General features: G+C 50.8%; 6 protein-coding genes. 2 read left to right on the top strand and 4 right to left on the bottom strand.

Annotated elements, in window-relative coordinates:
• Positions 1-234 precede the first annotated feature (234 nt).
• From LQ777_RS03655 to LQ777_RS03640, 4 genes are all read right to left on the bottom strand, one after another.
• Positions 235-1,716 (bottom strand): RagB/SusD family nutrient uptake outer membrane protein, encoded by a 1,482-nt coding sequence (locus LQ777_RS03655; protein WP_232561166.1) that lies wholly within the window; start codon positions 1,714-1,716, stop codon positions 235-237.
• Positions 1,717-1,729: 13 nt separating this feature from the next.
• Complete coding sequence (locus LQ777_RS03650) at positions 1,730-4,927, bottom strand: SusC/RagA family TonB-linked outer membrane protein (protein WP_232561165.1); 3,198 nt, start codon at positions 4,925-4,927, stop codon at positions 1,730-1,732.
• 211 nt (positions 4,928-5,138) lie between these two features.
• On the bottom strand, positions 5,139-6,176 hold the full coding sequence (locus LQ777_RS03645) for a lipid A deacylase LpxR family protein (protein WP_232561164.1): 1,038 nt from the start codon (positions 6,174-6,176) through the stop codon (positions 5,139-5,141).
• 311 nt (positions 6,177-6,487) lie between these two features.
• The gene (locus LQ777_RS03640; RefSeq protein ID WP_232561163.1) at positions 6,488-8,722 is read right to left on the bottom strand and encodes a S9 family peptidase; all 2,235 of its coding nucleotides are present in this window, start codon (positions 8,720-8,722) and stop codon (positions 6,488-6,490) included.
• A gap of 249 nt (positions 8,723-8,971) precedes the next feature.
• Between LQ777_RS03640 and LQ777_RS03635 the strand changes: the two genes are divergently transcribed.
• Entirely contained in the window at positions 8,972-12,166 is a 3,195-nt protein-coding gene (locus LQ777_RS03635) for a SusC/RagA family TonB-linked outer membrane protein (protein ID WP_425276924.1), read from the top strand.
• A gap of 54 nt (positions 12,167-12,220) precedes the next feature.
• Positions 12,221-13,525 carry a RagB/SusD family nutrient uptake outer membrane protein gene (locus LQ777_RS03630; RefSeq protein ID WP_232561161.1) on the top strand — a complete coding sequence of 435 codons (1,305 nt, stop codon included), beginning with the start codon at positions 12,221-12,223 and terminating at the stop codon, positions 13,523-13,525.
• The last annotated feature ends 27 nt before the right edge of the window (positions 13,526-13,552 follow it).

Below are 13,552 nucleotides of genomic sequence, written 5' to 3'. Positions count from 1 at the left end.
CCCTACTAACGTTTTTGTCATTCCGATGCAGGAGGAATCTTTTACTCCCGAAGATTCCTCCTGCATCGGAATGACAAAAAAACTACCAATTTTTAGAAGTTATCTACATGTTTACTGGCGGTCCGGGCCGTTGTCAGGATAATATAATACACCGTCTTTTAACCCACAAAAAAATACGGCAGACTGAGTATTCAGTCTGCCGCATAGTATCAAATCTGAAAACAAACTCGCCGTTTACAGCGGATTCTGGACGATTTTCGGGTTGGCGTTAATCTCGCGTCGCGGAATCAGGAATTCCCATTGGTTATCACCAGCCGGTACGTCGAAGAGCACCACCACAGCACTGTTGATGTTGGTTGTTCCGTTGCGGTTCAGCGGCTGATTTGTACGTTTCAGGTCGGTAAACCGGAAACCTTCACCCCAAAGCTCGATACGACGGTTAAACAAAATCTCGTCCAGTAATGCCGTGCCCGTTTTGGTTGACTTGACATACGATGGATCGCGCTTGCTGACCAGATCAAACAAGGCAGTAGCGGCCTGAGCGGTATTGCCCAGACGCGCCTGTGCTTCGGCTTCGATCAGGTACATTTCTGCGGCACGCATGTACGGAACGTCACCCATCGTACTGGTTGAAGGCGTACCCGGCAACCGGAATTTCTGATTCAGATAAGGTACCCGTACACCTCCCGTCGGCACAACGGAGTTAGCCGCCGTTGGCGTTTTCACCCACATCTTCGACCGCACATCCGTTGTAGGAATCTGATCGTAGAGCAGGCTATTGATGGACTTCGGCGTCGCACGAATATTGGTCGAGTTGAAGTTTGAGGATATGTATGAATGAAACGCGCCAAACGTTTCGGATTGATCTTCAACGTGATCGAAGCCCCACATCCATTCGGGGTTGCTGATGTCCGAGAAACCTTCCTGATACTGCGCAACGCTCATCAACGAGTACGACTTTCGGGCATCGGCGGCATATTTGGCGGCATCAGCCCAGTTTTGCTGCGCTAGAGCCACGCGTGCCTGGAGGCCCTTGATCACGTCAAGATTAATGTGCGACTTAAAGCTGCGGGTGCTGGACAGCAGCGTAGCAGCGTCGGCTAAATCTTTGTTGATCTGCGTATAAACTTCCTCTACAGTTGCTCGTGGCAAACCTTCCGTTATGGGCGTCAACACCAGGGGTACACCAAGCTGGCTGTTGGGTTTGGCAGCCGCGTCGTACCGCTTACCGAAGAGCTGCACCAGGTTGAAATAGGAAAAAGCCCGAATGCCAAGCGCTTCGCCTTTTACCTGATTCCGCTCCGATTGCGCACCAGCGGCATTATCGATGTTGGCAATCGCGATGTTAGCATTACCGATGAGCCGGTAGTAGAGCTGGTAAGGCAACTGGTCGCCCGTAGAGGTCTCGTCACGGTGCGCCTGCCAGCGTGTTTCATTTAAATGCCAGGTGTTCGATGTGTTGCTGATTACCACGTCTTCACCGAGTACATCCTGGATAATCATCATGGCCGGATGACCAAAGTGTCCCTGCGAACTTAAGTACCGCACGACCATCGCCCGGTAAATTCCGTTGATCGCAGCACTGGCATTTTTTGTTGTGGCGTAGGCCGCACTGGCGTCGATGCTACCAGTGGGGGCTGTGTCCAGATACTCTTTTTCACACGACGTGGTCAGCAGGAGCAGCGCCATACCAAGCGTCAGAAATTTTATTTTCATGGGTTGATGATGCTTAAAGCGTAAATGAAACACCCAGTACTAAGCTCTTGGCTGGACTGAATGCACTACTGGTTACTCCGTTAAACTGCTGCTGTACGTTCATTCCTTTCCGACGGGACAGGAAGAAGAAGTTTTCACCACTTACATAAACCTGCGCGTTTTCCAGGAACAGTTTACGAGCCACCGTAGTCGGCAGCGCATAGGAAAGTGTTACGGACCGAATGTTCAGGTAGCTGGCATCGATCAACCAACGGTCGGACTCTGCGTTGAAGTCGCTCGTCCGGCCTGCGTCCATGCGAGGTACGTCGGTGACATCACCTGGGTTGCGCCAACGTTTCAGAATGTCTACGTGCTTTGCGCTACCGTACCCGCCCGAACTCATCAACGTAGCATAAGCGCCATCGTAGGTTTTACCGCCTAACTGATAAACAAACAGCGCCGTCAGCGAAAGCCCTTTGTACGTAAACTTGTTCGTAAACCCACCCGACAGCGCCGGAATAGACGATCCGTTGTAGTGGTAACGAGCATTATTGACACTAGTCGTTAGCGTGTCACCCGTTTCGGTAATGCGTGAGTTAGACGCTACGTAGTTAGCTGCCCGATATTGAGCCTCACCCGTATTTGGATTGACGCCTTTGTATTCCCGTAACCAGTAATCGTAGATGGACCGGCCCACGGCGAGTTTTTTGGTTCCATCAATGATTTCAGGGTTCTCGTCCGGCATTTTCGTGATCCGGTTTTTGATATGCGTAGCATTCAGGTCAATACGCCAGGTAAAGTCTCTGGTGCGAAGCGGTTCAACACCTAGTTCGACCTCAACGCCCCGGTTGTACATCGTACCAATGTTGCGGGTAACCGTTAGAGTACCCGTCGATAACGGAAGCGGTACAGCAAAAATCAGGTTCGATGACCGGCGGTCGAAATACTCGACTGTACCCGAAACCCGTCCTTTGAACAGACTGAATTCGAGCGCGGCATCAAACGCGTTGCTAGATTCCCACTCCAGATTGCGGTTGCCCAGGCTGGTTTGCAGGATTCCGGCTTCCGATGCGTTGTTCCAGCTACCTAGTCCATACAGGGCCTGCCAGGCGAAATAGCTAATGGTGTTGTCCTGAGCCCCTTGGCCAGTATTACCGCCCCCATCGTTACCGGTTTGCCCGTAAGAAGCTCTTAACTTAAGCGCGTTGATGGCCGGGATAGACCGAACAAACTCTTCCTGATCTAAACGCCAGGCTCCGCTGACCGAGTAGAACGTTCCCCAACGAGCATCTTGCGAGAATTTGCTGGAACCGTCGCGACGAACCGAAGCGGACAGGAAATATTTCTGATCGTAATCGTAATTGATCCGTGAGAGATATCCTTCTACCCGACGCATGAAGGAAACCGAAGCCAGGTTTGTCGTGGTAGTGAAGTTGACCAGCTCGTAGTTACCTTCTACGATCTGCTGCGTACGTGCCCCTTCCAGGTTGTTGTCGCCAACCTGAAAATTTTCGTGACCGAGTAACACTTCAACATTGTGCTTGCCGAACGACTTGTTGTAATTCAACAACTGGTTGAAGTTGTAGCTATTGATATTTTGGAATTCGTGCGTTGCACGACCCGCCGGAGCGCCATCACCAATTTCGGGGTTCCAGAATGTGTAGGTGTTCGTGTTGGTAAGGTCGGTACCGATGTTGGTAGTGAACTTGAAATCGTTCAAAAACGAGAACTCAGCATACCCTCTGGCACTCAGTACGTTACGACGGAAATAGTTCTGGTTCAGCATCGTTTCCGCAATGGCGTGACGACCACCATATTGCGGTCTGGAAGGTAATCCGAGTGAGGTCAGGTTACCATAATCCCAGCGCCGATTGCCATTAGGTAGCGTCAGGAATTGCCCCGGATTCGCGGGATCATACGCGTAGATGGGGTAGATAGGCCCCATGTTCCGCGAGAAATAGAAGGGGTTGACAAATGACGTGCTCCCCGAGTTACCACCCGCATCGGCCTGATTCGATTTGGTAATGGTTGCCGCCAGGTTAGCCCCCGTCCGCAACCAGGGCTTCATTTGCGAATTGATGTTGAGTCGGCCCGTAACCCGGTTGAAATCCGACCGAATCAAATAGCTTTTATCGCTCAGGTACGACAGCGACATAAAGTAATCCGTCTTATTCTGACCACCGGCAAAACTCACGTTTACTTCATCGCGGTTACCCTGCCGCGTCAGTGGCTTCTCCCAGTTCAGATCATCGGGCGAATATTTCAGCTGCGCGTTCGGATTCATCTGGCCGTTGACATCGACGACCTGGTTGTCCGGTACGTTATATACGTTGTAACCAACTAAGCTGATCAGCTGATTCGTAGCATTCTGGTTAGCCGTTGCCAAAGCGACCGGGTTTGTGAGTCGGTAAGCAACACTGTTCCGATAGGTTTCCCACATGAGCGGGTAATACTCGCCTACTCCAACGCGCTCATACTCCGGCAATCCCCGCGTACTTACTCCTTTTGTGTAGCGAACATTGATCGAGCTACGATCTTTCTGCCCTCTTTTCGTCGTCACGACAACCACACCGTTAGCGGCCCGCGCTCCATACAACGCCGTTGAAGCCGCGTCTTTCAGGACCGAAATGTTTTCAATATCGTTCGGACTGATGTTGGAAATATCCCCGGCGTACGGAATTCCATCTACTACGTAAAGCGGATCATTTCCCGACGAAATAGAGCCAAATCCCCGAATTCGAATAAGCGGAGATGCCCCAGGCTGCCCGTTTCCAGCGGTTGTTTGAACACCCGATACGGCTCCCGACAAAGCCTGAGCAACGTTGTTGACGGGGCGGTCCTGAATTTGGGTGGGTGAGAGTGTACCGGCTGATCCTGTAAAAGAAGCTCGCTTGGCGGTACCAAAGGTTGTAACGATAACCTCATCCAGATTTGCCGCATCAGGAACCAGACTAACCGTGATGGTAGACTGATTACCAACGGCGATTTCCTGCGACGCGAAACCAATAAAGCTAAACACTAACCGGCCATTTGCGGGAACGCTTAAGCGGTAATTACCGTCCGCATCGGTCGTTGTACCACGGGTTGTGCCCTTGAGTTGGACACTGACGCCCGGTAGCCCTGATTTGTCTTCGGAGGAAATAACTCGACCACTTATACTGGCATCTTGTGCGAATGCCGATAAGTTGAGAAGGACAGTCAGTAGCCAACTGCACACTAGAAGTTTTCTCATGAAGTGTTAGGAAAAGAAGGTTCTTTAATCACTTTTTAATTAGGGCTACAATATTACTAGATTATTATTTTAAACAATATATTATTCTAAAAAATACTTGCCATGCAGTCATTCATACGGCCAAAGAAACATATTTGATAATTTTATGATTATATAGACTTTTTTCTATAAATCCTGGTAAGTGATTCTACCAAGTAGTAGTGCTTAGTAGCTACTTATGACCGCACCGAAAAAGCAAGCCAAATCGCCCCCATTGGTGATCTAATCCTCGCTTGAATTCGCTTGTCTGCAAGGATTGCGTAAAAGAAAGTTGAACGTTTTTGTAGGCAACAACACCGCCAACGTCGATTAAGCCAAGAAAATGCTCCAGCTCTACAGCGGGCAAGGCGTAATAGTTATCGACTCCTTTGAACCAGCCCCCCTGAAGCAGCGAATTGTCGAGTACTGCCCGGAAGGATGTTCCCAGCGTAGCATAAAACTGTATTCGTCGGCGCGATTGACCCGACGACGGATCGTAAAGCCCCGTAGCGTTCTGAAAATAGTCGTTGAATAAGCCGATCCGCAGCAGGGTTCCCATTGTAACGTAGTTGCTCAGCATGCCTATGTTGCCGTCTACGTGACCAATAATGTCCACTACGGGCGTAAACTGGGGAACGATCCGGGTATCGTATCCGACATAATAACTGATCGCTGGGTCGTTCGGCATCTGGGTACCCCACCCTTTCGGCTCCTTGAAATTCTCGGCCAGATGAAACCATTGCTGAACTTCGGCAGCTCCGCTTAAGGGACCAATTACGCCGGCGGTAAGCTTTGAGGTCAATCTTCGTCCCGCTACTGCATCACTGGTTACCAAGCCCCATGATAGGTAGAGATACCCCGCGTACGGATGATCGTTCGGATACAATGGCCGGTCGCGAACCGTGATGTTGCGGGGCGTATAAATTTCCTGTCCGACACCAAAATCATACTGATACGTATAACGGCGATCTGCTTTAGCTCCTAATTTCAACAAGGCATAATGAGTGGGCCATTTTCGCCAGTAATTACTCAGCAGCCTTATATGAACACCGTTCGTATAATACCGATCAGACGTATTTTTCGCCCTGAGTTGAAACGCATCATTGTCCCAGGCCAGACTAAGATAACTACCAACAGCCGAGCTATCGGCAGATACAGTAGACTGGCAAAGTGCCTGAGCAGGACGAAGCAACAGCGAACAGAGTAGCGTTGTATAAAATAATCTTGACACAAGTGTAGGTTGTATTCGGCGAAACACTGACTACGCCAAATATATACTACAAAACTATATTGGTAACTACTAGTAGCTATATAAGTTACTTTAAACACACATAATTCTTTTCATCAGACTTTGTCAATAGGCGGGGCCGTGGTGTCGGTTTCTTAAAACCGACCCTCCGCGTCAGCAATCGGTGTCGGTTTTGAGAAACCGACACCACGGATCGCATGTAGCCCCAAAAGCTCAGTGGTCCCCTAAAAAAATCGCCCGACCTTTTGAGGAGGCCGGGCGATATTCTGTATACTAATTGTCGGCTTAATCGACTAGTTGACACCAGCGCTTTTCAGATTAGTCTCCAGATACGTTGTATACTGCTGATAAAGCAGCAGCTGAGTCGTTGAACTGTAGGCTACCCCGTGGGCGCCAGGCGGATAAATGCGCAGATCAGCATCTTTCCCCGCATCTTCCAGAGCATTCATCAGCTGAAACGTGTTACGTACGTGCACATTCTCATCCATTGTCGAGTGAGCGACAAACAGCTTACCCGCCAGATTTTTAGCGTACGTAGTCACAGCACTCACTTTATATTTCTCGTCATTTTCGGGCAGTAGTCCCATATAACGTTCGGTATAGATCGAATCGTAAAGCCGCCAGTCGGTAACCGGCGCGCCAACCAGTGACACCTTGAACACGCCCGGATGAGTCAGCATCGTGTAACTGCTCATGTAACCACCATAACTGTGGCCCCGGATCGCCATCCGGTTACCGTCGACCCACGGTTGTTTCGCCAGGTAAGCGGCTGTTTCGGCAAAGTCCCCACTTTCGTATTTACCCAGTTTTTCGTACACTACTTTCTCAAAATCACGTCCGTAGCCACCGCTTCCCCGGTTGTTGACGCCCACTATGACGTAACCCATTTGAGCCAGCCACTGATGCCAGCCCCCTACCGTAAATTCATTGTAAACCGACTGAGAACCCGGTCCACCGTAGATGTCGAGCACAACCGGGTATTTTTTCGTTGGATCAAAGTCAATCGGTTTGATGATCGAGATGTCAATTGGATGTCCGTCGGAGGTGGTAAACGTAACCAGTTCTTTCGGCGCATACGTGTGACTGGCGACGAAATCAGCGACTTTTTTATTTGTTTCCAGCGCTTTGAGGAGCTTGCCTTTGGTGTCCCGTAACTCAACCTGCGTGGGCGTTTGCACATTGGAGTACCGGTCAATAAAGTACTGACCATTGGGCGAAAAATTAACTGTGTGCCGACCGGCTACCGTTGTCAGACGACGTTTATTTTTACCGTCCAGATCCGCCACGAACAGATGCCGTTCCATCGGCGAAACCTCCGTTGAGGTAAAATAAACTTTCTTGGCTTTCGGGTCGATATGGTGCAGGTACGTCACTTCCCATTTTCCGCTGGTGACCGCATTGAGTAGCTTCCCGGCGTAATCGTAGCGATAAAGATGGGCGTAACCGTCGCGGTCCGATACCCAGTAAAACTCCTGCACGCCCGCCGGGAAATACAGCAGATGATTGATACCCGCGAAAAAGTCAAAGACATCGACCCAGGTATTCGCCTTTTCTTCCAGGATTTGTTTAGCATCACCCGTACGGGCGTTTGTCATAAATAACCGCATGTGATTTTGCTTGCGGTTCAGATGTATAATGGCGAGCTGGCCTTCCTGCGTAGTCCAGTAAATGCGGGGAATATAGCCGTCGCCCAGTTCCACGCTCATCCATTGCTTCGCCTTTTTGGCAATTTCGATGACACCAATGCGGACAGTCGGATTCTTGTCGCCCACGCGTGGATACGGCAGCGAATCAAATTTTTCGTCGAAACCTTTGTAATCCGTTAGTTTGTAGATCGGAACCTCCCGCTCGTCCGATTGCCAGAACGCAATGAACTTACTGTCGGGCGACCACTCCCAAGCCTGCGCCAATCCGAACTCTTCTTCGTAGGCCCAGCCAAACCGACCGTTGTAGAAAGCAGGCTTCGCATCATTGGTAAGCTGCGTTTCTTGCTGCGTAGCAAAATCAAACACAAACAGATCGCCACCCCGCTCGTAACCAACTTTCTGCCCGTCGGGTGCCAGTTCGGCCGTTTGTGCGTCTTTGGCAACGATTTTCAAACTCTTATCGGCAACGGAGTAAACGTAGTAATCGGACACACCCGAACGGCGGTAAACAGGTCGAAAATTTGTTTGAAACAGGATGTTTTTAGAATCTTTCGACCACTGAAACGAACCGTAGGTGAACGGTTTATCGGTACCGGGAAATTTTAGCTGGCTCCCGTCGAAAACGATTTCTTCTTTCTGGTCATTCGGCGACAGCGTTTTGATAACGTTCTGACCATCAATGAACGAAAATTTGGTCCCGCCCTCGATCCAGTTCACGCTTCGTGGTCCTGATGATCCGTTCAACTGTCCGGTTGCTGCCAGCGCCTGTTGAAGCGTGGCATACCGTTGTTTGGTCTGTGCATTGGTCGACTGAGCAAATCCAGCCCAGTTCAGTAAGATGGCGAAGCTCAGAAACCAGCCGATCTTAATACGAGTATTCATGCGTTTGTTGACTTAAATAAAAGCATCAAAGCTACTGAAAAATGAGTTCATCCAGTGCGCTGAACCGTGCTAGCCTATAAAACGAACGCTTCGAATTTGTCAGGATTTCCTTGCACTAAAAAGAGGATTTAACCATCACGAACCGGGTTTTCCTCTTATTTGGATGAGCGGTAATTGCACAAAATTTATTATAGGTATATTTCGGACTTAACCATTTTTATCACCGTATAACTAACTTTCTACTCACCTATGACCAGCAGGTATTCACCTACTAGTTATCGTATCCGACACATCTGGATACTATGGCTAACCTTATTGATGTGTACAAACACATTTGCTCAGAACAACCGGTTTACGCTCAAAGGACGGGTGACTGATGCTAACGGCGCAGGAATTCCCGGCGTTACGGTACAGGTGCTTGGCACCACGACGGGCTCGGCATCCGACGCTGACGGTAATTATTCATTCGCAACCAGCTTAGCCGCCGGTACATACACCCTCAACTTTTCGGCCGTCGGTTATAGCCCAGCGAAGCAAACTATCACGCTCGGAAATGCCGAAACGGTAACGGCGAATGCGACGCTCAAGGAAGATATCGCCAACCTGGACGAGGTTGTGGTAACCGGCTCAACCATCACGACGACCCGGCGCGAACTGGGGAACGCGATTAGTACGATCAAAGGCGGAGACCTGCAACAAGCCGGTTCGGCGGGGCTATTGAATGCGTTACAGGGAAAAGTACCCGGCGCTCAGATCACGCAAAACTCCGGCGATCCGTCGGGTTCGATTTCGATTCGGTTGCGCGGTATCAAGTCCCTATCCGGCTCGTCGGACCCGCTTTACGTCATTGACGGTGTTATTGTCAGCAACCAGAGCGCCAACGTTTCGCAACTGGCGGTAGCGGATCAGGTAGCCTCCGCCCAGCCCGGAACCAACCGACTGGCTGACATCAACCCAAATGATATTGCGAGCCTGAACGTCATTAATGGCGCTGCTGCTGCGGCTCAGTACGGCTCTCGCGCGGCCAATGGCGTTGTGCTGATTACCACCAAACGCGGTTCGACGGGTGCACCCCGCGTTACGTTTTCTACGTCATTCAACGTCAACGAACTACGCAAAAGCGTTCCGGTCAATCTGTACAACAAAACGTTCGGAAACGCGCAGCAACGGTTGTACACCATCAACGCGTACAACACGGCAAGTGCACAACAGGATGTAACAAAGCTTAATCCGGCAACGACGTTCATTCCCATTGTTCGGGACGGAACAACCAATAATCTGCTTTCCAACGTAGTCGATAACGTAACGCGCTATAATTATTTCGACCAGATCTTCCGGACGGGATACGGTACCGATAACGCGATTTCGGTTTCGGGTGGTCGTGATAACACGCAGTACTACGTGTCGTTCGGCTATTTGAAAAATCAGGGTATCATCAAAGGCACGGATTTTACGCGCTACAACCTTCGCGCCCGGCTCGACCAACGCCTGACCAACTGGGCCAAATTATCAGCAGGTCTGAGTTACGTGAATAGCTTCGCCAACGAAAAAGCGAACGGCAACGTGTTCTACAGCCCGATCAATTCGGTCAACATCGTTAACAACATTTACGACATCACCCAGCGCGATGTTTCGGGTAACCTGCAAGCCGTGGAAGGGCCCCGCGTAAACCCGCTCTCGACCATCGAGGACATGAAATTTACGCAGTCGGTGAACCGCACAATCAGCGATCTACAGTTAAACCTGACTCCCTTCAAAGGACTGAGCGTCGATTACATCTTCGGAGTTGATACCTACGGCCAGGTTGGTCAGAACTACATCCGGCCTTATCCCTACGCGGCTCAGGCGTCGCTGGGCGCTAACCTATATCCGCAAGGGTTTTCGGCAACGGGTAACAACACCGTATTGCAACTCAACTCAGACCTGAACGTCAGTTACGAACGGCAACTGTCGGAGCAGTTTAAATTAAATGCGGTTGCCGGTTATAACTACCAGTTTTTCCGATCCGACTATTCAACGTCGCAGGGGCAAAACCTGGCTCCGTTTATCGAAACCGTGCGGGGTGCCGGTAGTACGACGGTCCTAGCGGACTACAGCCTCGACCGCTTTAATCTGAGCGGCTATTTCGTTCAGGCGACATTAGGCTACCGCAATTTAGCGTTCCTGACGGGAGCGATCCGTCGCGATGAATCGTCGAAGTTCTCGCCCTCCGTAACGAATCAGTTTTATCCTAAAGTAAGTGGCTCCTTTGTAGTGTCTGATCTGGGTTTCTGGAAAAATGCTCAATTCAACGACGCGTTCAATAGCCTGAAACTGCGGCTGAGCTATGGTGAAGCCGGAAACCTGTCGGGTGTCGGCTCGTACAGCCGGTTCTACCAGTTCTCGCCAGTGGCTTATCTGGGAAGAAACACACTGCTGCCCGGATCGCAGTTGGCCAACCCGCTGGTGCGCCCCGAACGTATGGCCGAACTGGAAGCCGGAGCTGATTTGTCGTTCCTGAACAACCGCATCGGCTTAGGCGTAACGGTGTATAACCAGCAAATCAAAGATCTGGTCGTAAACCGCGTGCTGGCTCCGTCAACGGGTGGTTCAAGCATCATCAATAATGTGGGGACGATGGAAAACAAAGGGCTCGAAGCTGTGCTGGACGTTGTGCCCGTAAAGACAAAAGATTTTAGCTGGGACTTCACAGCTATCTTCAACCGCAACCGCAACAAAGTTCTATCGCTTGGTAGCCCGATTATCTCGGTTCCGTCGCCAGCCGGGGCACCTTATCTAATTCAGGGCCAACCCGTTGGCGTGTATTTTGGTACCGGATACGCCCGTAACGCAGACGGTTCATTGCTATTGACACCACAAGGGTTCCCGCAATCGGAGCGGGCGTCTAGTCAGGTAACCGGTTCGACGGAGTACACCGTAGCCCGTACCGCCGAAGGCCAGCCTGACACGCGGTTTCCCACGGCCAACATTGTCATTGCGAACCCGAACCCAAAATGGACCGGTTCATTTGCTACCAATCTGAATTACAAATCGTTGACATTGCACGTATTGCTGGACTTCGTACAGGGCGTGCAGGTATTTAACGCCGACAAACGGACTCGTCAGGGTGTTGGACTAGGCGAATACGCCGAAAGAGAACTTCGGGGTGAATTGCCACGCGGATATATTTTCGCGATTTACAACACCGAAGAATGGCGGGTAGACAATGGCTCATACACCAAATTGCGGGAAGTCTCGCTGAGTTATACATTGCCTAGCGTGATTAAGCCAATCAGCAACTGGAGCGTTTCGCTCATTGGTCGGAACCTGTATTCGTGGGACAAATACCCCGGTTTTGATCCTGAGACAAATGCGGGTGGTACCAATGACCTGCTTCGCGGCCTTGACTTTGGCAACGTACCCATTCCACGTACCTACCAAGTCAAACTCTCAGCGACATTCTAAAACTCTCAGCAGTCATACGTTAAGACGACGACTGCCAAGCATCGATTTTCACTTATGAAACGGATTCTTCTAACAACCATCCTGTCGGGTTTGCTGCTGACGCAGAACGCCTGTAATCAGGACTTTATCAACCCCAGCACAGCCAGTCAGCAACAGGTGGTCAGTACGGCGGAGGGGCTTATCACCGTTTGCAACAGTTTGCAATACCGCTTTACAGTGGGTGGCGCAACGAGCGTCATCTACAATGTTGTAGCGGGTGGCGGTCTGACAACCGGCGAGTTTGTCGTGCTCAACCAGGGGAACGGCGATGAGTTTGCGTTGCAACAAGGGCAAGCTAACGTTACCAATACGAATGCGGTGGTCCGCAACCTTTGGACACAGTGTCAACTTGTTCGCTCCAACGCCGACTTGGTTCTCGCCAATGTGGGTACCGTGGCGGCTGATGCGGGCACCAAAAGCGGCATAACGGCCTATGCTTCTATTTTCCGAGCACTAGCACTGGGTACGTTGGCCCAATTTTTTCAGGCGGCTCCCATTGTTTCTCAGGAAAATTCCCCTTTCGTTGACCGGGCGCAATTGCTGAAAGAAGCCATTACCTCGCTAGAAACGGCGGCTGCGCAGGTGGCTGCGAATCCGGTATCGACGAATTTCACCAACCGAATTGTACCGGGTATCGATATTTCGAATACGCTTCAGGCGTTGATTGCTCGTTACGCCCTTTTTGCGGGTGACTACGACAAAGCGCTAACCGCTGCGGCAAAAGTCGACCTGACCAAAAAATCGGTTTATAATTTCGATGACAACTCGCGGAATCCGGTTTTCTTCTACACCTTCGGAAACGTCAACGTATTTGCTCCCGCCAATGTTAATCTCGGCTTATCGGGGGCCTTGGCTCCGGCAGCGAACGACCGACGCATTGCGTTCTATACGCAGACGGCCAACACCAAAGCGAACCTGGGTACGGGTTTTTATACGGCGAACGCTACGCCTATTCCGGTTTATCTCCCCGGTGAAATTCTGCTGATCCAAGCCGAAGCGTCGGCCCGTAAAAATGACGTAGCCGGAGCCATAACTGCGTTGAACAAAGTACTGACGAAAACGGCGGCAACCGATGCGTTTGGCGTAGGAGCTGGTTTGCCGGCCTACAGCGGTTCACAATCGGCGGATGCGGTCCTGACAGAAATTCTGCGTAACCGGAACATCGAACTGGCGTATCAGGGCTTCCGGCTCGAAGATAGCCGCCGGTTTGGCCGACCAGGCCCCGGTACAACCGGATCGGAGCGAAACCGGAATTACTTTCCTTATCCTCGCACCGAGCGCGACAACAATACGACAACCCCCAAAGATCCGGAAAGCTGATTTGGGTTAAACCGAATATCGTAACGA

This window comes from Spirosoma oryzicola, from assembly GCF_021233055.1.
GTDB classification, from domain to species: domain Bacteria; phylum Bacteroidota; class Bacteroidia; order Cytophagales; family Spirosomataceae; genus Spirosoma; species Spirosoma oryzicola.
Note: the sequence above shows the minus strand (reverse complement) of the source record. Positions and strands in the feature narration are given on the sequence as shown.